Source organism: Haematobacter sp. (genome assembly GCF_032102465.1).
Lineage (GTDB): Bacteria > Pseudomonadota > Alphaproteobacteria > Rhodobacterales > Rhodobacteraceae > Haematobacter.
The window spans coordinates 39,019-58,197 of sequence record NZ_DAMDHB010000025.1; the positions used below are offsets into that span (position 1 = coordinate 39,019).

At 65.9% G+C, this 19,179-nt stretch carries 19 protein-coding genes and 2 tRNA genes; 10 read left to right on the top strand and 11 right to left on the bottom strand.

What is annotated here, in order from left to right; all coding sequences use genetic code 11:
* Position 1: 1 nt before the first annotated feature.
* The 4 genes from eno to RT513_RS14630 form a co-directional block, all read right to left on the bottom strand.
* Positions 2-1,276 (bottom strand): phosphopyruvate hydratase, encoded by a 1,275-nt coding sequence (eno, locus tag RT513_RS14615; protein ID WP_290688962.1) that lies wholly within the window; start codon positions 1,274-1,276, stop codon positions 2-4.
* Positions 1,273-1,698 (bottom strand): Fur family transcriptional regulator, encoded by a 426-nt coding sequence (locus tag RT513_RS14620; RefSeq protein ID WP_290688960.1) that lies wholly within the window; start codon positions 1,696-1,698, stop codon positions 1,273-1,275. The genes eno and RT513_RS14620 overlap by 4 nt, the downstream gene beginning before the upstream one ends.
* A gap of 108 nt (positions 1,699-1,806) precedes the next feature.
* A complete protein-coding gene (locus RT513_RS14625; RefSeq protein ID WP_290688958.1) occupies positions 1,807-3,231 on the bottom strand; it encodes a protein adenylyltransferase SelO in 1,425 nt (474 codons plus the stop codon).
* A 51-nt stretch (positions 3,232-3,282) separates the two neighbouring features.
* Positions 3,283-3,933, bottom strand: coding sequence for a GntR family transcriptional regulator (locus RT513_RS14630; protein WP_088216481.1), 651 nt, complete (start codon positions 3,931-3,933; stop codon positions 3,283-3,285).
* 171 nt (positions 3,934-4,104) lie between these two features.
* Here RT513_RS14630 and RT513_RS14635 point away from each other — a divergent pair, with 171 nt between their 5' ends.
* The 3 genes from RT513_RS14635 (at position 4,105) to RT513_RS14645 (ending at position 6,529) form a co-directional block, all read left to right on the top strand.
* Positions 4,105-4,782: a pyrimidine 5'-nucleotidase gene (locus RT513_RS14635; RefSeq protein WP_088216482.1), complete on the top strand. Its 678-nt coding sequence runs from the start codon at positions 4,105-4,107 to the stop codon at positions 4,780-4,782.
* A gap of 1 nt (position 4,783) precedes the next feature.
* Positions 4,784-5,995 carry a UbiH/UbiF family hydroxylase gene (locus RT513_RS14640; RefSeq protein WP_290688955.1) on the top strand — a complete coding sequence of 404 codons (1,212 nt, stop codon included), beginning with the start codon at positions 4,784-4,786 and terminating at the stop codon, positions 5,993-5,995.
* 363 nt (positions 5,996-6,358) lie between these two features.
* Complete coding sequence (locus RT513_RS14645) at positions 6,359-6,529, top strand: hypothetical protein (RefSeq protein ID WP_179209244.1); 171 nt, start codon at positions 6,359-6,361, stop codon at positions 6,527-6,529.
* A gap of 118 nt (positions 6,530-6,647) precedes the next feature.
* Here the strand turns inward: RT513_RS14645 and ndk are convergent, their stop codons facing one another.
* Entirely contained in the window at positions 6,648-7,070 is a 423-nt protein-coding gene (gene ndk / locus RT513_RS14650; protein ID WP_035708607.1) for a nucleoside-diphosphate kinase, read from the bottom strand.
* 214 nt (positions 7,071-7,284) lie between these two features.
* Between ndk and RT513_RS14655 the strand changes: the two genes are divergently transcribed.
* The 3 genes from RT513_RS14655 to RT513_RS14665 all read left to right on the top strand — a co-directional run bounded on the left by RT513_RS14655 (position 7,285) and on the right by RT513_RS14665 (position 10,454).
* Positions 7,285-9,123 carry an ABC-F family ATP-binding cassette domain-containing protein gene (locus RT513_RS14655; RefSeq protein WP_088216484.1) on the top strand — a complete coding sequence of 613 codons (1,839 nt, stop codon included), beginning with the start codon at positions 7,285-7,287 and terminating at the stop codon, positions 9,121-9,123.
* Between the two features lie 61 nt (positions 9,124-9,184).
* Positions 9,185-9,808, top strand: a complete 624-nt coding sequence (locus RT513_RS14660) for a MarC family protein (RefSeq protein ID WP_290688952.1) — start codon at positions 9,185-9,187, stop codon at positions 9,806-9,808.
* A gap of 64 nt (positions 9,809-9,872) precedes the next feature.
* Positions 9,873-10,454, top strand: a complete 582-nt coding sequence (locus RT513_RS14665; protein WP_290688950.1) for a TIGR02281 family clan AA aspartic protease — start codon at positions 9,873-9,875, stop codon at positions 10,452-10,454.
* Here RT513_RS14665 and RT513_RS14670 read toward each other — a convergent pair.
* Both RT513_RS14670 and carA read right to left on the bottom strand, forming a co-directional pair.
* Positions 10,444-12,363, bottom strand: a complete 1,920-nt coding sequence (locus tag RT513_RS14670) for a glycosyltransferase family 2 protein (RefSeq protein ID WP_290688948.1) — start codon at positions 12,361-12,363, stop codon at positions 10,444-10,446. The genes RT513_RS14665 and RT513_RS14670 overlap by 11 nt on opposite strands.
* 67 nt (positions 12,364-12,430) lie before the next feature.
* Positions 12,431-13,594: a glutamine-hydrolyzing carbamoyl-phosphate synthase small subunit gene (gene carA / locus RT513_RS14675; RefSeq protein ID WP_290688946.1), complete on the bottom strand. Its 1,164-nt coding sequence runs from the start codon at positions 13,592-13,594 to the stop codon at positions 12,431-12,433.
* Between the two features lie 132 nt (positions 13,595-13,726).
* Between carA and RT513_RS14680 the strand changes: the two genes are divergently transcribed.
* Both RT513_RS14680 and RT513_RS14685 read left to right on the top strand, forming a co-directional pair.
* Positions 13,727-14,185 carry a GatB/YqeY domain-containing protein gene (locus RT513_RS14680; protein WP_088216488.1) on the top strand — a complete coding sequence of 153 codons (459 nt, stop codon included), beginning with the start codon at positions 13,727-13,729 and terminating at the stop codon, positions 14,183-14,185.
* 71 nt (positions 14,186-14,256) lie between these two features.
* Entirely contained in the window at positions 14,257-14,439 is a 183-nt protein-coding gene (locus RT513_RS14685; protein WP_290688943.1) for a DUF3008 family protein, read from the top strand.
* Positions 14,440-14,442: 3 nt separating this feature from the next.
* On the opposite strand, the gene RT513_RS14690 is transcribed toward RT513_RS14685, so the two are convergent.
* From RT513_RS14690 to lipB, 4 genes are all read right to left on the bottom strand, one after another.
* Complete coding sequence (locus RT513_RS14690) at positions 14,443-14,973, bottom strand: DUF2244 domain-containing protein (protein WP_290688941.1); 531 nt, start codon at positions 14,971-14,973, stop codon at positions 14,443-14,445.
* A 12-nt stretch (positions 14,974-14,985) separates the two neighbouring features.
* Entirely contained in the window at positions 14,986-16,656 is a 1,671-nt protein-coding gene (gene ctaD, locus RT513_RS14695; RefSeq protein ID WP_088216491.1) for a cytochrome c oxidase subunit I, read from the bottom strand.
* 148 nt (positions 16,657-16,804) lie between these two features.
* Entirely contained in the window at positions 16,805-17,239 is a 435-nt protein-coding gene (locus RT513_RS14700; protein WP_290688938.1) for a cytochrome c family protein, read from the bottom strand.
* Positions 17,240-17,268: 29 nt separating this feature from the next.
* The gene (lipB, locus tag RT513_RS14705; RefSeq protein ID WP_088216493.1) at positions 17,269-17,946 is read right to left on the bottom strand and encodes a lipoyl(octanoyl) transferase LipB; all 678 of its coding nucleotides are present in this window, start codon (positions 17,944-17,946) and stop codon (positions 17,269-17,271) included.
* A gap of 290 nt (positions 17,947-18,236) precedes the next feature.
* Here lipB and RT513_RS14710 point away from each other — a divergent pair.
* Both RT513_RS14710 and RT513_RS14715 read left to right on the top strand, forming a co-directional pair.
* Positions 18,237-18,323: transfer RNA gene (locus RT513_RS14710), tRNA-Leu, on the top strand.
* A gap of 35 nt (positions 18,324-18,358) precedes the next feature.
* A tRNA-Val gene (locus RT513_RS14715) sits at positions 18,359-18,433 on the top strand.
* Positions 18,434-19,179: the final 746 nt, after the last annotated feature.

Consider the following 19,179-nt stretch of genomic DNA (forward strand, 5'->3'; position numbering starts at 1 on the left):
CTTACTTCAGGATGGAGCGGCCGGCATATTCCGCCGTCTCGCCCAGCATCTCGTCGATACGGAGGAGCTGGTTGTACTTCGCCAGCCGGTCGGACCGGGCGAGCGAGCCGGTCTTGATCTGGCCGCAGTTGGTCGCGACGGCGAGATCGGCGATCGTCGCATCCTCCGTCTCGCCCGAGCGGTGCGACATGACGGAGTTGAACCGCGCGCGGGTCGCCATATCAACGGCGGCAAGCGTTTCGGTGAGCGTGCCGATCTGATTGACCTTCACCAGCAGCGCATTTCCGCAGCCCCTGGCGATCCCCTCGGCCAGACGTACGGGGTTGGTCACGAACAGGTCGTCGCCCACCAGCTGCACCTTGTCGCCCAGACGGTCGGTGAGCAGTTTCCAGCCTTCCCAGTCGTCCTCGGCGCAGCCGTCCTCGATGGAGATGATCGGGTAGTCGGCGCAGAGGGCGGCGAGGTAATCGACGTTCTCGGCGGCGGAAAGCGATTTGCCCTCGCCCTCCAGCTCATACTTCCCGCCCTTGAAATACTCGGTCGAGGCGCAATCGAGCGCGAGGAAGATGTCCTCGCCCACCCGGTATCCCGCCTTCTCGACCGACTTCAGGATGAAGTCGAGCGCGTCGCGCGCGGAGGACAGCGCCGGGGCAAAGCCGCCCTCATCGCCGATCCCCGTGGACAGACCCGCCGCCGACAGTTCCTTCTTCAGCGTGTGAAAGACCTCGGACCCCATGCGGATCGCCTCGCGGATGTTCTCCGCGCCGACCGGCATGATCATGAATTCCTGGAAGTCGATCGGGTTGTCGGCATGCGCGCCGCCGTTGATGATGTTCATCATCGGCACCGGCAGGACGCGGGCGGAGGTGCCGCCCACATAGCGGTAGAGCGGCTGGGAGGTGAAATCCGCCGCCGCCTTCGCCACCGCCAGCGACACGCCGAGAATGGCATTCGCACCGAGCCGCGCCTTGTTGGGCGTGCCGTCGAGTTCGATCATCAGCCGGTCGATGGCCACCTGTTCGGTCGCGTCCTCACCCACTAGTGCCTCGGCCAGTTCGCCGTTGACCGCGGCCACGGCCTCCAGCACGCCCTTGCCGAGATAGCGCCCCTTGTCGCCGTCACGCTTTTCCACCGCCTCATGGGCGCCCGTGGAGGCGCCGGAAGGCACGGCGGCACGGCCCAGCGTGCCGTCCTCCAGGATCACGTCGACCTCGACGGTCGGGTTGCCGCGGCTGTCGATGATCTCGCGACCGATGATGTCGATGATCGTGCTCATGCCCTGTCCTTGTCCTTCCTGTGCTGCGGAACGCCGTAGAGTTCCAGCCGGTGGCCCTTCAGCCGGTATCCGAGCCGCTGCGCGATCTTATCCTGCAGCGCCTCGATTTCCTCATCGACGAATTCGATGACTTCGCCGGTGGTGATGTCGATCAGGTGGTCGTGGTGGTCGCGCTCCGCATCCTCGTAGCGCGCGCGCCCGTCGCCGAACTCATGGCGCTCCAGCAGACCGGCCTCTTCGAAGAGCTTCACTGTGCGATAGACGGTGGCGATGGAGATCCGGGGGTCGATGGCACTGGCGCGGGCGTAAAGTTCCTCGACATCCGGGTGGTCGTCGGCCGTTTCCAGCACACGGGCGATCACGCGGCGCTGTTCGGTCAGCCGCAGGCCGCGCGCCTCACAACGGGCGATGATGCTTTCCATCCCGCAATCCTTCGGTGTTTGGGGCGGTTTAAGCGATCTGCTCCGGCCTCGCCAGCCGGATTTTCCCCGTTAGCGCGACCGAGGGCGCTAACGGGTGCGGGATGCGGCTCAGGTGCCGCAGAAGGTCAGGTGCACGGCTTCTTCCTTCAGCGGCGCGCGGGCGAGGTCGGCCTCCCCGCTCCGCACGGTGAAGGGATCGGCAAGCGCATCCGTCAGGCGCTCGAAGGGGGCGTAGTCCTCCGCCACGGCGGCGGCGATGGCCTCCTCCACTCGGTGGTTGCGGGGAATGATCCAGGGGTTTGCGCCGCGCATCACCTCTGCCGGGTCGCCGGTCTCCCGCGCCAGGCGCGTCTGCCAGATCGCCGTCCAGCGGTCGAAGGCCGCGCCGTCAGTGAACTCGTCGCGCGCGGTGCCCTCGGCCAGCCCCCGGAAGGTGCGGGTGAAATCGGCCTGACCCTCGGCCATGAGCGTGAGCAGCGACTGGATGAGGTCGAGATCCCCGTCTTCCGCCCCGCGCAGGCCCAGTTTCGCGCGGAACAGCCGCAGGTACTCGGCCTGATAGATCGGGGCGAAGCCGCCGAGCGCGTCCTCGGCCGCCTCCACCGCCGCGTCCTCCGTCCCGTCCATGATCATCAGGAGCGAGGTGCCAAGCTGCGCAAGGTTCCACAGCGCGATCTGCGGCTGGTTGGCATAGGCATAGCGCCCCTGCCGGTCGATGGAGGAGAAGACCTTGCGCGGGTGATAGGTGTCGAGAAACGCGCAGGGCCCGTAGTCGATCGTTTCGCCGGACACGGCCATGTTGTCGGTGTTCATCACCCCGTGGATGAAACCGACCGACATCCATTGCGCGATGAGCCGGGCCTGACGGTCGATCACGCCCTTCAGCAGGCCGAGCGGCCCCGCCGCTCCCGGATAGTGCCGCGCGATCACGTGTTCGGTCAGCAGGCGCAGCGCCTCCTCGTCCCGCCGGGCGGCGAAGAACTGGAAGGTGCCGACACGGATATGCGATGCCGCGACACGGGTGAGCACGGCGCCGGGCAGCGCCCCCTCGCGATAGACGGGCTCTCCCGTGGCCACTGCGGCGAGGGCGCGGGTCGTCGGCACGCCGAGGGCGGCCATCGCCTCCGAGACGATGTATTCGCGCAGCACCGGCCCAAGCCACGCGCGCCCGTCTCCCATGCGGCTGAAGGGCGTGCGGCCCGCTCCCTTGAGCTGGATGTCGAACCGCGCGCCATCGGGGGCGACGACCTCGCCCAGCAGGACCGCGCGTCCGTCGCCAAGCTGCGGCACGAAGCCGCCGAACTGATGACCGGCATAGGCCATGGCCAGCGGCTCCGCCCCCTCCGGCACGGTGTTGCCCGCAAGCGCCGCCACCCCTTCCGGGCCAGAGAGCCAGTCGGCGTTCAGCCCAAGACGCTCCGCCAGCGGGCGGTTCAGCCGGATGAGCCGCGGCGCACCCACCGGCGTGGCGGGCTGGCGGGCAAAGAACCGGTCAGGCAGACGGGCATAGCTGTTGTCGAACGGCAGGGTCATGGGCGCCTCCTTTGATCGTCTATATGGGGGCGGCGGGCGCGGGCGACACCCTCAGAACTGTTCTGACTGCTGCGCATCCAGCTTGAGGCGCATCTCGTAGGCGCGCGAGATGTGGGTTTTCACCGCCTCCGCCGCGGTATCCCCATCCCGCTGCGCGATTGCGGCGATGATCGCCTGATGCTCCTGAAGGGCCGCGTCCGCCCGCCCTTCCGCCGCGAGGGAGGTGGAGGCCAGCAGGGCCATGGAGCGGTGCACGAGGTCGAGCTGCTGGATCAGGTAGCGGTTGTGCGACGCCAGATGGATCTGGTGATGAAAGCGCCGGTTGGCGCGGGCCAGCGCGTTCGGGTCGTTGGCAAGACGGCGATCCTCCTCCACCATGGCGCGGAGAACGCGCACTTCCTCATCCGTGGCGTGGCGGGCGGCAAGACGGGCGGCCAGCCCCTCCAGCTCGGCCCGCACGGCGTAAAGTTCGGCGAGCTGGTGATGATCGAGCGAGGCCACCACCATGCTGCGCCCGTCCCGGACGAGCATGGATTGCGTCTCAAGCCGTTGCAGCGCCTCCCGGATGGGCGTGCGCGACACGCCGAAACGGTCGGCAAGCTCGGATTCGACCAGCCTGTCACCCGGCCGATAGACACCGGCATCTATGGCGTCGAGGATGAGGGAATAGGCGTCTTTCGGCGGATCTTTGATGGCAGTCATGCGAATGTCTCGGAATGTCGGGGCCGAAGCTAGAGGGCGCGGTGGGCGGGGGCAAGGCCAAGCATTGCCGACAGATGTCCGGGCAGACCCCCGGGCAGACCTGCGGCAGACCTCCGGGCATATATCGCAGCGGACGTTGCGGCGCGGCTTTTCCGGGCCTAGACAGGTGCGATGACACGCCAACCCTCGCCTCCGTCGAACGACTTCGCCCATGTGCGCCAATGGGTGTTCGATCTCGACAACACGCTTTATCCCCCGGCCATGCGGCTTTTCGACCAGATCGAACGGCGGATGACGGAATACGTCATGGAGACGCTGGGCGTCGCGCAGCAGGAGGCGGACCGGCTGCGTCACCACTACTGGTCGCTCTATGGCACGACGCTTGCCGGGCTGATGAGCGAACATGGCGTGGAGCCGGGGTCTTATCTGACCCGGGTGCACGATATCTCCTTCGACGTGCTCTCGCCCGATCCGGCGCTTCGGGCAGAGATCGCGGCGCTGCCGGGGCGGCGGTTCGTCTATACCAACGGCTCGGCGCCCTATGCGGAACGGGTGCTGGAGGCGCGGGGGCTGTCTGGGCTGTTCGACGGTATCTATGGGGTGGAGCATGCGGGCTACCTCCCCAAACCGCAGCGCGCGGCGTTCGAGACCGTCTTCGGTCTTGCCGGCGTGACCGGAGCGGAAGGCGCGATGTTCGAGGACGATCCCCGGAACCTTCTCGCGCCCCATGAAATGGGGATGCAGACGGTGCTGGTCGCGCCGGAACGGCTGGACGCGCCGCATGTGCGTCATCACACGAACGATCTGGCCGGTTTCCTTGCCCGGCTTGCCAGCGGTCAGGGGGGCTGAGATGCAGCGCGAAAGCTTTGACGTGATGATATCGGGCGGCGGCGTTGCGGGGCTGACGGCTGCGGCGGTGTTCGGTGCCCTCGGTCTCCGCACGCTTTGCGTCGATCCCACCCCGCCCACGGTGGAGGAGGGCGACCCGGCGGCCGATCTGCGCACCACCGCTTTCCTGCAACCGGCCATTGATCTGCTCACCCGCGCGGGCCTGTGGGAGCGGCTCGCGCCCTTTGCCGCGCCGCTTTCCATCATGCGGATCGTCGATGCGGGAGGGGCGCAGACGATCCCCCGGCTTACGCGCGACTTCGACTCCGCCGATATCTCCGATCAGCCCTTCGGCTGGAACCTTCCGAACTGGCTGCTGCGCCGCGAGATGGTGGCGCGGCTGGGCGAGATGCGGAATGTCGCATTCCGCACAGGCGTGGCGACGGCAGGCGTTCTGACCCGGACGGACGCTGTCCTGATCACGCTGTCTGACGGGGCGCAGGTTTCTGCCCGGCTTCTGGTGGCGGCAGACGGGCGCAATTCGCCGGTCAGGGAGGCGCTGGCGATTCCCGTCCGGCGGATCTCCTATGGCCAGAAGGCGCTGGCTTTCGCCGTGACCCATCCGGTCCCGCATGGCGGTATCTCGACCGAAGTTCACCGTTCCGGCGGGCCGTTCACGCTTGTCCCGCTGCCGGACCGCGAGGGACGCCCGGCCTCTGCCGTGGTCTGGATGGAAAGCGGGCCGGAGGCGCTGCGCCTCTCCCGCCTGCCGGTGGAGGAATTCGAGGCGGAAGCGACTGAACGCTCGGCTGAAGTGGTGGGGCCGCTCCGCCTCATCACGCGGCGGAGCCTGTGGCCCATCATCTCCCAGCGGGCGGAACGGATGACGGCAGAGCGCGTGGCGCTGGTGGCGGAGGCTGCGCATGTCGTCCCGCCCATCGGGGCGCAGGGGCTGAACATGAGTCTTGCCGACATCGCGACGCTTGCCGATCTTGCTGCCGCGGATCCGGCGGGGCTGGGCGGGGCCGGGATGCTGCGTCAGTTCGCGCTGCAGCGGGAGCGCGACGTTCATCTGCGGCAAGCGGGCATCGATCTGCTCAACCGCGCCTCCATGGTCTCGGCCCGCCCCCTCCGTGATCTGCGCGCCGCGGCGCTGGGTGCCTTCTATTCCGCGGGCCCGGTGCGAAAGACCCTGATGCGGGCGGGACTCGGGGCGGGAAAGTCGCGCGACTAGCGCTGCCCGGGAAACAATGCTGCGCCCCGCGGTCCGCGTCCGCTCCCGGCGCGTTGTGGCATTTTGGCCGGTTCTGTATCGGTCACGGAGTGTTTCTGGCGTAACATTAATCAGCCCTTTCCGGGCTGCCCGAGAGCGACGACGCCCGGAATTATTCAATAGATTTCGAAAATAGCATTTTATTACAGCGTATTGAAAAGCCACGGCTGGTTCCGCTCCATCCTCATCATGCCGCGGAAACCTGCCAGTCGCAGGCTGTTTTCTCTCGGTGTGATCACAAGAGCGCGGGGGTCTGACGATAGCCCCTTGCTTCCTTGTGGGGAGGGAGTAAGTAGCCATCGCCACAAACCAAGGAGCAGTGGAATGGCATCCGCGAAACCGCCCGTCCAGCAGTCCGTTCAACAGGCTGGGGACAGCAACAATCCCGCGCCGCAGATGGGCGTGGACGACACCGGCACCGAGCAGCGTCAGGCCGCACAGCCCGCGTTCGAGACCCGCCGGAAAACGAAGTTCACCGACTGGGCATCGATCTGATCCCGGCCGGGTCGGGGGCGTTGTCGCGCTCCCCCCGTTGCGTCCAGGCGCAAAAGGAAAGGCCGCCCCGATCGGGACGGCCCTTTTCATTTCAGCGTAGGCTTTTCGGCCCGGGCTCTCAGCCGACGATTTCGAGGCCGGAGAAATAGAAGGCGATTTCTTCAGCAGCCGTTTCCGGCGCATCCGACCCGTGCACCGAGTTCTCGCCGACCGACAGGGCGAAGTCCTTGCGGATGGTGCCGTCGGCCGCATTGGCCGGGTTGGTCGCGCCCATCACTTCGCGGTTCTTTGCAATCGCGCCTTCGCCTTCCAGCACCTGCACGACGACCGGACCGGAGGCCATGAAGCTCACCAGTTCGCCGTAGAACGGACGATCCTTGTGGACCTCGTAGAATTTGCCGGCCTGGGCTTCGGAGAGCCAGAGGCGCTTCTGGGCGACGATCCGCAGGCCCGCCTCCTCGAAGCGCGCGTTGATCTTTCCGGTCAGGTTCCGGGCGGTGGCGTCGGGCTTGATGATCGAAAGGGTCCGTTCGATGGCCATGTCACATATCCTCTTGCCGGCGGCACCGACAGGGCGCCCCGGATTGCCGCGCCCTGCTAGCACGGGACGCCCGCGATGGGAAGCCGCGCGTCTTCCGCCTGCCGGATGAATCGCCACCTGCTGCCGGAGCGCGCCGCAGCCCTGTATTGACCCGCATCCCTGTATTGAACGGCGCCGGATTGACAAGCCTGCGCGCAGAGGACATGCCCAACCCATGCTCAGGATCACCGATATCAGCTACAGCGTGGAGGGCCGACCGCTCTTCGAACATGCCTCGGCCACGATTCCGACCGGTCACAAAGTGGGCCTCGTCGGACGCAACGGCGCGGGCAAGACGACCCTTTTCCGGTTGATCCGGGGGGAATTGTCGCTGGAGGGCGGTGAGATCGCGCTGCCCAGCCGCGCCCGGATCGGCGGCGTGGCGCAGGAAGTGCCGTCCTCCAACGTCTCCCTGATCGACACGGTGCTTTCCGCCGATACCGAACGCGCGGACCTGATGGCGGAGGCGGAAACCGCCACCGATGCTGCGCGGATCGCCGAGATCCACACCCGGCTCATCGATATCGACGCCTGGTCGGCAGAGGGGCGCGCCTCCTCCATCCTGAAGGGGCTCGGCTTCGACGCGGAGGCGCAGCTTCGGCCCTGCTCGGATTTCTCCGGCGGCTGGCGGATGCGCGTGGCGCTGGCGGGCGTGCTGTTCTCGCAGCCGGACCTGCTGCTGCTGGACGAGCCGACGAACTATCTCGACCTTGAAGGGGCGCTGTGGCTGGAGGATTACCTGCGCCGCTATCCCCATACGGTCATCATCATCTCTCACGACAGGGAGCTGCTGAACCGGTCCGTGCAGGGCATCCTGCATCTGGACAACCGCAAGCTCACCTACTGGCAGGGCAACTACGATCAGTTCGCGCGGCAGCGGGCGGAGCAGCGGGCGCTTCAGGCGGCGGAGGCCAAGAAGCAGGAACTGCGGCGCGCCCATCTGCAAGGTTTCGTGGACCGGTTCCGCGCCAAGGCCAGCAAGGCGCGGCAGGCGCAGAGCCGTGTGAAACAACTCGCCCGGATGGAGCCGATAACGGCGCCGGAGGAGGCGAAGGCCCATGTCTTCACCTTCCCTGTGCCGGAGGAACTCTCCCCCCCCATCGTCGCGCTGGACAAGGTTTCGGTGGGCTATGACGGGCGCGCGGTGCTGAAGCGGCTGGACCTTCGCATAGATCAGGATGACCGGATCGCATTGCTCGGCCGGAACGGTGAGGGGAAATCGACGCTCTCCAAGCTGCTGGCCGGAAAGCTCGCTCCGCTGGAAGGGCGGATGACGGTGTCGAACAGGCTCCGGGTCGGTTACTTCGCGCAGCATCAGGTGGATGAGCTGTATCTGGACGAGACGCCCCTTCAGCATGTCCGGCGGCTCCGTCCCGCGGAAGGGCAGCCCCGGCTCCGGGCGCGGCTGGCGGGGTTCGGCCTTGGTGCGGATCAAGCGGATACCGCCGTTGCCCGGCTCTCCGGGGGACAGAAGGCGCGGCTCAGCCTGCTGCTCGCCACCATCGACGCGCCGCATCTGCTGATCCTCGACGAGCCGACGAACCATCTGGACATCGAAAGCAGGGAAGCGCTTGTCGTTGCGCTGACGGAATATTCGGGGGCTGTGGTGCTGGTCAGCCATGACATGCACCTGCTCAGCCTCGTGGCCGACCGGCTGTGGCTGGTCAAGGATGGGGATGTGACGCCGTTCGAGGAGGATCTGGAGGATTACCGCCGGATGCTGCTCTCCGATGACACGCGGGAGGAGCGGGCGGAGAAGAAGGCGCGTCCCAAACGCGACGAAGTTCAGACGCTCCGCCAGGAGGTCCGCAAGTCCGAGGAACGCATCGAAAAGCTGACGGAAATGCGCAAGAAACTCGATGCGATTCTGGCCGATCCCGCGCTATATGCTCCCGAGCGTGTCGCCGATGCCCGCAAGTGGCAGGCCAAGAGCCTTGAGGTGGCGGAGGGTCTGCAACGCGCGGAGGCCCTCTGGCTGCAGGCGCTGGAACGGCTGGAGGCGGCGGAAGGCTGAGGGTCTCAACGGGCGGGAACCCCGAAAGTTTGGAGGCCGCAAAGGCTGAGGGAGCGGGTGGATGACCCTGACGGCGATCATTTCGGCCTTCGTCACGCTGTTTGTCATCATCGACCCCATCGGGCTTGTCGCGCCGTTCATCACCCTCACCGCCGGGATGAGTGCGCAGGAGCGCCAGCAGGTCGCCCTGCGCGCCAGCATCACGGCCATCATCATCCTCGCGGCCTTCGGACTGCTGGGGGAGCTGCTGCTCTCCGCCATCGGCATCTCGATGCCGGCATTCCGCATCTCCGGGGGATTGCTGCTGTTTCTTACCGCGCTCGACATGCTGTTCGAGCGGCGGACGGAGCGGCGTGTGCGCAATGCCGATGAGCCGACGCCCGACCCCTCGGTCTTCCCGCTCGCCATCCCGCTGATCGCCGGGCCGGGGGCGCTGACGACGATGATCCTGCTGATGGGCGAGTCCGGCACAGGCATCCTGGACATGGCCATCATCCTTCTGCTGATGGTGGCCGTGGTGGCGATCGTCTATCTGCTGTGCCTGGCCTCCGGGTGGATCGCGCTGCGTCTCGGCCCGACCGGGATCATGGTCGCCACGCGGCTGTTCGGGATGCTGCTCGCGGCGCTTTCGGTGCAGTTCGTGATCGACGGCATTCGCCAGATGGGGCTGCTGACGGGGCTATAGGTCGCAGGGGCTGGCCGCCGCCCGGGCGGGACTTATGTCAAATCCCGGTAACGGAGGAGCAGGGTTGAGCGGAAACGACGCCGGACAGTTCATCTATCTCATGCTGCTTCTCGCCGCCGTGGGGGGAAGTTTCCTGCTGCGCCGCCGCGGGGAAGGGATGACGCTCCTGCGCCATGCGGCGCTCTGGGGGCTGATCTTTTTCGGCGTGCTGGCGGTCATCGGGTTGTGGGGCGACATCCGCTCCACCGTCATGCCGCGCCAGCAGGTGATGGAGGACGGCGCCCGGATAGAGGTACCGCGCGGGCGGGATGGTCATTTTCACCTGACGCTGGAGGTCGATGGAACGCCGGTCTCCTTCATCGTCGATACGGGCGCGTCCAACGTCGTCCTTTCGCGCGAGGATGCCCGCGCCATCGGTCTGGACCCGGATGAACTCCCCTATTTCGGGCAGGCGATGACGGCAAACGGCCTCGTGCGCACGGCACGCGTCCGGTTGGAGGAGGTGCGCCTCGGACCGCATGCGGAGCGTAACGTGACCGCATGGGTGAGCGAGGGCGAAATGCCGGGATCGCTGCTCGGGATGGACTACCTCCGCCGCTTCGAGCGGCTGGAGATCGCGGGCGACCGCATGATCCTCACGCGTTGACAGGCGGGGATGCGGGGGAGGCGGGCGAGGCGGGAGCGGGCGCGTCGAAGATGCCATGCGCGGTCTTGTCCCAGTAGAACGGGCGTGAGGCGAGCTCGTAGATGGCCTTTGCCGCCGCGAGCGTCGCCAGCGGGTGGTAGAAATGCAGCGTCGGGACGAAAGGCAGCAGAAACCGCCGCCCCGGCACGGCTACCGCCAGCATCCCGCAGATCATGTTCAGCACCTCGGCTCCGAAGAACAGCGTGAGCAGCGCCGTGGTGCCTGCGGGCGACAGCATCCCCGACAGGGGATGACCAAGGCCCAGTGCAAGCGCCCAGAAGCTCCAGAGCACGGGCGCCAGCAGGGGCTGGGCCACCGCGCCCGCAAAGATCAGCTGCATCCCCCAGAACCCCCGCCAGCCCAGATCGCGGCGGAGCTTGCCAGGATCGCGCATATGAACCGCCCATGTGATCGCGTGGCCCTTGATCCAGCGAGAGCGCTGCCGGACCCAGGGGAGCGCGCGGCAGTTCGCCTCCTCCTCCGTCACGGTCGGAAGAACCTCCGTCCGATAGCCGTGGCGGGTGAGGCGGATCCCCAGATCGGCATCCTCGGTCACGTTGTGGGCATCCCAGCGGCCAAGCGCCTCCAGCGCGTCGCGCCGCATGAACAATGTCGTGCCCCCGAGCGGAAGCGGCAGGCCGAGGCGCTGCAATCCCGGCAGGATCACACGAAACCAGCTTGCGTATTCCACGGTAAAGCACCGCGAGAGCCAGTTCGTCCGCGCGTTGTAATAGTCCAGCACACCCTGCAGACAGGCGACCTCCGGCGGGGCCTCGTAAAACCGCCGCACGATCTGGTTGATCTGGTCGGGATGGGGGGCATCCTCCGCGTCATAGACACCGACAATCGATCCGCGGGCGAAATCCAGGGCGAAGTTCATCGCGCGCGGTTTGGTCCTGAGCGGTCCGTCGGGGACCGTGACGATCCGCATCCAGGGCGGCAGATCGGCTTCGGCAAGGGCCTTGTGTGTCTGCCGGTCCCGCTCCTCCAGCACGAGGATGACATCAAGCAGCTCCCGCGGGTAGTCGATCCGCCCGAGCCGTGCGAGCAGGCGCGGTGCGATATCCTCCTCCCGGAACATGGGCACGAGCAGGGAGACGACGGGGAGCCGCATCAGCGGAACTGGAACATCGGCGGTGGCGCCAGGCCGGCGCTCGGCCAGCAGAGACGGCAGCCGTGCCGCGAGAGCCGCCAGACGGAGCACGGTGCTCGCGGCCAGCACCAGCAGCGCGACGGCGGCCAGAATGCCCACCACGAGGCGGGGTGACGTTGCGAGCAGCAGGATCATGACCATCGCGACACCGATGCCGATCCGGGCCAGACGCTGTGGCCGCCAGTTCCGGCAGCTCTCCTCCTCTCCCACCGTCGATTCGGCCTGATCGCGCAGCTCCTCCCGCGCGGATCGCAGCACGGCTTCCTCGATCGCCGGGGCGGCGGCGAGGGCGAGGGCAACGGGGCCGTAGAGCGTCACCAGCTCATTCCGCCGCCTGTAAAAGCGGTCGGGCCGGGAGGACAGCACGATGGTCACGCCGCCTGCCCGCCGCCAGGGCAGCAGACCCTCCCGCAGACAGCGCACGGCGCCGAAGGTGTCGATCAGCCGGGCGTCCGGGCGCTCCGCCAGCGGATCGACGATCCGGGCGTTGGATTGATCGGCAAAGGCCGCGAGAAGGGTCGGCTCCGACACGAGGCCCCGCGCCAGCAGGGTATCGGGAAGGTCCGCCTCCTGCCGGGCGAGCAGCGCTTGCGCCCGAAAGAGGTCTGGCGGCAGCAGAGCGCCCTTGCCAACCAGCAGGGCACCGATTTCGGGCCGTCCCTGCTGCGGCACGGGTTGAGGACGGGAGCGAACGACCCGAAGCGGCGTGACGGACATGCTGACCCCCCTGTAACAGGGATCAACTTCCGTCTATCAACCTTAACGCGAAGTTAACAGAAATCGATCAACTTGATTTTTTGTGACGGATCGCTGCGGTGAAACGGTCGAACAGATAGTAGCTGTCCTGCGGACCGGGGCTGGCTTCCGGGTGATACTGAACGGAAAAGACCGGGCGGTTCTTCACGCGGATGCCGCAATTGGAGCCGTCGAACAGGCTGACGTGCGTTTCGATCACCTCCGCAGGCAGGGTCTGGCTGTCCACGGTGAAGCCATGGTTCATGGAGGTGATCTCCACCTTGCCGGTCTCCAGATCCTTCACCGGATGGTTCGCGCCATGGTGGCCGTGGTTCATCTTGACCGTCCGCGCGCCAAGCGCCAGCGCCAGCATCTGGTGCCCGAGGCAGATGCCGAAAATCGGCAGGTCACGTTCGAGCACACCCTGAATCATCGGGACGGCATAGACCCCTGTCGCCGCGGGATCGCCCGGACCGTTGGACAGAAACACACCATCGGGGTTCAGCGCCAGCACATCCTCCGCCGTCGCCGTAGCGGGCAGAACCGTCACATCGCAGCCCGCAGAGGCAAGGCAGCGCAGGATGTTCCGCTTTGCGCCATAGTCGATGGCTACGACCTTGGCCCCCGGCCCGTCGCGCCGGGTATAGCCTTCGGGCCAGGCCCAGAGCTTTTCGTCCCAGCGATAGCTCTGGGCGCAGGTGACGTCCTTGGCCAGATCGAGCCCCACAAGGCCCTTCCAGCCCCGCGCCTTGGCGACCAGCGCGGCCACGTCGAAGTTGCCATCGGGATCATGGGCGAGCGCGACATGCGGCGCCCCCTGCTGGCGGATGGCGCGGGTCAGGCGGCGGGTGTCGATCCCGCCGATGCCGATCCGCCCCTTGCGGCGGAGCCAGTCCGTCAGCTCACCCGTCGCACGCCAGGAGGAAGGTTCGGTCGGGTCCCATTTCACCACCATGCCGGCGGCGACGGGTTCGGCGGTTTCGTCATCATCGGCATTGACGCCGACATTGCCGATATGGGGGAAGGTGAAGGTTACGACCTGTCCGGCATAGGACGGATCGGTCATGATCTCCTGATAGCCGGTCATCGCGGTGTTGAAGACAAGCTCCGCCACCGTCTCGCCGGCCGCGCCGAAGCCTCGCCCGTAGAACACCGTGCCATCGGACAGGGCAAGGCATGCGGTCGGGCGGCTCTGGGGGGACAGACCGGTCATGAGACGACTCCTTCGGAAAATCTGCGGGAAACTAGGCAAACCTCTCGGCAGGGTCAAGGCGATCACGCCCGTTGTTTCCGCGCGGGTGCGAGTATATCTGAAACCTTTCGCGAACAGCCACGGGTAACAGCCATGCAGCTCCGAGACCTGATCTCCCAGCACCTCAAGGATGCGATGAAGAACCGCGATGCCGCCCGGCTCTCCGCGCTCCGGCTCATCAACGCCGCGATCAAGGACAGGGACATCGCGCTCCGCGGGGAGGGGAACGACCAGGGCGCAACGGATTCCGATATCCTCGCCATTCTGGGGCGCATGGTGAAGCAGCGTCAGGAAAGCGCGCGCGCCTATGAGGAGGGCGGCCGGCTCGAACTGGCGGAGAAGGAACGGGCCGAGATCACGGTGATCGAGGAGTTCCTGCCCCGGCAGCTTGACCCGGAAGAGGTCGAGAAGGCCATATCCGATACGATCACGGACCTCGGCGCGACATCGGTGCGCGACATGGGCCGCGTGATGGCGGCATTGAAGGCGAAATATACCGGCCAGATGGATTTCACTACGGTCGGCCCGAAAGTGAAGGACCGGCTGGGCTGAGGCCCTCTCCGCCGGGAACAACCGCCGGAAGCCCGGCGTTTCTTCGCAGCACTCCAGCGGCGGAGACAATCATGCCAGCCAAGTCGAAAGCGCAGCAGAAGGCGGCAGGGGCAGCCCTTGCCGCCAAGCGGGGTGAAGAGCCGGTGTCCAGCCTCAAGGGCGCGTCGCGCGAGATGTATCAGGACATGAGCGAGGCGCAACTGGAGGACTTCGCCGCCACCAGGCGCAAGGGACTGCCGGAGCACAAGGACTGAGCGTCAGGCGCGTCGGAACAGGTCGGCAAGCTCCGGCCAGAGGGAGAGGCGCTCCTCCTCCGACAGAAAGGCGCCGATCTCGATCTCCCGCCCCGCCCCGGAGAGCGTGAGATAGTTGGGCACGGGCCCTTCCCGACGATGCAGGTCCACCCTGACCCAATGCGGATTGGCGTGCCATTCGGAATGCGCCCGCCGTGGACCGTCGCGCAACACATCGACCCTGTCGGGCCAGAGCGTCAGCCTTTCGAGGATCTCGCCATCCCGATAGCTGCGGTTCAGGGCAAACCAGAGGCCCCAGAGCGCAGCCAGCACAAAGGGTAGCAACCCCCACAGCACGGGCGAGCCCAATACCTCGATCAGCGGCAGGGACAGAAGCACCGCCATACCCCCTATCACCCAGACGAAGCCCCGGCGTGGCAGTGAGCGGTAGGGCCAGAGGTGCAGTTCCGCCAGCGGCTCGGCCCCGCCCGAAGGCAAAGGAGCCCCGGACTTCTCCGAGGCTCCTTCCGGTCGTTTGACCCATTCATACGGCATCAGTCTGCGCGATCAGTGAGCGTGCGATTTGTCCCAGTCGGACTGTTTCGGCAGCGTCTCGAACGTATGCTCCGGCGGCGGGGAAGGCAGGGTCCATTCCAGCGTATCGGCATATTCGTTCCAGTAGTTGTTCTCGGTCACGCGCTGGCCACGGGTCAGCGTGTAGAACACCACTCCGATAAAGAACACGAAGGAGAAGAACGACAGGAAGGCGCCGAGAGAGGAAACCAGGTTCCACGTCGCGAAAGCCTCCGGATAGTCGATGTAACGGCGCGGCATCCCCTGACGGCCAAGGAAGTGCTGCGGGAAGAAGGTGAGGTTCGCGCCGACGAACATCATCCAGAAGTGCAGCTTGCCCGCCCATTCGGGATATTGCCGCCCCGACATCTTCCCGATCCAGTAATAGACCCCCGCGAAGATGGCGAACACCGCGCCCAGTGACATCACGTAGTGGAAGTGCGCCACCACGTAATAGGTGTCGTGATAGGAGCGGTCGAGCGGCGCCTGGCTGAGCACGAGGCCGGTCACGCCGCCCACGGTGAACAGGAACAGGAAGCCGAACGCCCAGAGCATCGGTGTCTTGAACTCGATGGAGCCGCCCCACATCGTGGCGATCCAGGAAAAGACCTTCACCCCCGTCGGCACCGCGATGACCATGGTGGCGAGCATGAAGTAGGACTGCTGCGCAAGGCTCATCCCCACGGTGTACATGTGGTGCGCCCAGACGACGAAGCCCAGTACCCCGATGGCCACCATCGCATAGACCATCGGCAGATAGCCGAAGATCGGCTTGCGCGAGAAGGTCGCGATGACATGGGAGATGATGCCGAAGCCCGGCAGGATAATGATGTACACTTCCGGGTGGCCGAAGAACCACAGGATATGTTGATACAGGATCGGGTCGCCACCGCCCGACGGGTCGAAGAAGGTGGTGCCAAAGTTCCGGTCGGTCAGCAACATGGTGATCGCACCGGCCAGAACCGGCAGCGCGAGCAGAATCAGCCAGGCTGTCACGAACACCGACCAGGCGAAGAGCGGCACCTTGTGCAGGGTCATGCCCGGCGCGCGCATGTTCAGGAAGGTGGTGATGATGTTGATCGCGCCGAGAATCGACGACGCCCCCGACACGTGCACCGCAAAGATCGCGAGGTCGGTCGAGTAACCCGTCTCATGCGTGGAGAGCGGCGGATAGAGCACCCAGCCGATGCCCGATCCCATCTGGTCGTTGCCGCCGGGAGCGAAGAGCGAGGCCACGCCAAGCGCCGTCCCCGCCACGAACAGCCAGTAGCTGAGGTTGTTCAGGCGCGGAAACGCCATGTCCGGCGCGCCGATATGCAGCGGCATGAAGTAGTTGCCGAAGCCGCCGAACAGCGCGGGAATCACGACGAAGAACATCATGAGCACACCGTGATAGGTGATCATCACGTTCCACAGGTGGCCGTTCGGCGTACAGGCTTCCGCGGAGGGGATGAGCCGTGCGCCTTCGAGACACATGTATTGTACGCCCGGATGCATCAGCTCCAGCCGCATATAGACAGTGAACAGGACGGAGATCAGCCCGACGGCGCCTGCCGTGAACAGGTAGAGAATCCCGATGTCCTTGTGGTTCGTTGACATGAACCAGCGGGTGAAGAACCCGCGCTTGTCATGCCCTTCGTGGCCATGGATGGCTGCGTCGGCCATGCTGCCGCCTCCCGTATCTTGATGGGGCGACGCCCGGGTGCATTCCTCCCGCGCCGCTCTCTGCATGCGGTTGTAAAGCGCGCGGGCGAGGGGGGCAATCGTCCTGATCACAACACGGTGTGGAAATGTTGCCCCTGTGCGTCGGACTTTAGTCTGGTTGCGGGCCGGAGAGGGAGGCCAGATAGGCGATGATGTCCTCTGCCCCGCGGGTCAGGCGGAATGCCATCTTGGAGCGTGCCCCGTCGTCGCCGGTGTAGGTCTTCAGAAAAGCGGTAGGGTCCGCCAGGAACTGTGTCAGGCTCTCCGCGCTCCAGACAAGACCCGTTTCATGCGCCTTTCGCAGGGCGGGGGAGTAATTGAACTCCAGCCCAGCACCACGCCCGACGACCCCGTAAAGGTTGGGTCCGGTCTTGCCGCCCCGCACTACGGCGGTTCCGTCCGTCGCCGTGATGGAGTGGCAGGCGCGACATTTGGCGAAGGCTTTGGCTCCGGCCTCTGGGTCGCCCTGCGCGTGGGAGGGAGAGGCGAGCGACAGCAGGCTCACCAGGGCGAGTCCGCTGGCGGCGCGGGGGAATCGGCGCATGGCTGGCTCCTTCGGTAGTTTGTGTCGAGTTATCGGGTGCAGGTGGCGCTCGCGGGGTGATCGCCAAAGGCTTTCTCCCATGTGCGGGCCAGCGCCGCATCGACATCGCCCATCGTCACCGGCAGGCCCAGATCGACGAGGCTGGTCACCCCGTGCTCGCGGATGCCACAGGGCACGATGCCGGAAAAGTGCTCAAGCTCTGGCTCGACGTTGATCGAGATGCCGTGGAACGTCACCCAGCGGCGTACGCGCACGCCGATCGCGGCGATCTTGTCCTCCCGCAGGGAGCCGTCGAGGTTCGGGGCCTTCTCCGGGCGCACCACCCAGACGCCGACCCGCCCCTCCCGCCGCTCGCCCTTCACGCCGAACTCCGCCAGCGTCGCGATCACCCAGTCTTCCAGGCGGCAGACGAACCGGCGCACGTCACGTCCGCGCCGGTTGAGGTCCAGCATGACATAGGCCACGCGCTGTCCCGGCCCGTGATAGGTGTACTGGCCGCCCCGGCGGGCATCATAGACGGGAAAGCGATCGGGATCGGTGAGGTCCTCCCGCCGGGCAGACGTGCCCGCTGTATAGAGAGGCGGATGCTCCAGCAGCCAGACGGCCTCGTCAGCCGTGCCCGCGCTGATGGCGGCGACGCGTCGCTCCATGGTCTCCAGGGCGTCGGGATAGGCGATCCGACTGTCTGATATGATCCACTCGGTCATCTTGCTGAACTCCGCGAGGTGATGGCGTCCGGCGGCAGGTCATCGGGGATGCCCCGGGGAATGCCCGAGGGGAATGCCCAGGGGGGGCGCCGCTCCGCCCTGCCGGATAGACAGGAACCGCGCCCGGATTGCAACCGCCGTACCCCGTGCCGCGCCTCCGAGAGGAGGCCCGCAGGTGAGGGCGGGCAGCGGGCGAGGAGGTTTGGAAAGGCGCCCGGAAAAAGTTGCAGATTCCCCCTTTTCTTTCCCAAAGCCTTTCGCTATCACCCGCCGCACCAAGCCAAGGCAGTGCGGTCGTGGCGGAATTGGTAGACGCGCAGCGTTGAGGTCGCTGTGGGGTAACTCCCGTGGAAGTTCGAGTCTTCTCGACCGCACCATTTAACCCGGACGCAGATGCGTCAGGGACCAGGCTGGCCCGGTAGCTCAGTGGTAGAGCGTTCCGTTCACATCGGAAATGTCAGGAGTTCGAATCTCTTCCGGGCCACCATTCCCCTCGGGGCAGGTGATCTTCTAAACATGTCGATTTTCGGGGGATGGCAGCAGGCGGCGCGGCGACCTGAACTCGTGAAGCTGACACTTGGTAATATCGTCGCCACACCACCTGATGCACGTATAGGTGTAAGAGATTTTCCGTCCTCGCGCGACCTGTCTTTTTGGACAGGTCCGTCTCTCAACTCGGTGAGATCACGGAATTTTTTATCGACTAATTCGGGTTGCTCGCCAATCTCCCCTTTATCTTCACAAAATTCGCCCTAGCGGACGGAGCGTTGTCTGCCGCGGTTCTTGGCTCTTGCTATTTCGCCGTGACTTCGGCATGCAGCCACTCATGGCCCCGTAGCTCAGCTGGATAGAGCAACCGCCTTCAATTGGAGTGCGCGTCGGGAAACCGGCGCTGCAGAACCTGTCAAATTCGGGGAAACCTCTGCCCTGCGGCGTGGCAATCCCGAGCCAAGCCCCATTTCGGGGAAGGTGTAGAGACTGGACGGCAGGCACCCGCCCCGCTACTGCGGAAGGGTGAAGGGACAGTCCAGACCACGAAGGGCCTCCGGCCTGCGGCGAAAGCCGAAGTGGTAAGCTAAGCGGTTGGTCGCAGGTTCGAATCCTGCCGGGGTCGCCAGTCTGCTTGTAAGGTGTTGACGTAGCGTCATAAACCTGACGGTTCCGGTCCGGGCTTCCAAAGTTAGCGTCCGCGCACGTGGTGTAATTTCAGCGCCTTCGACGGTGTAATCCCGG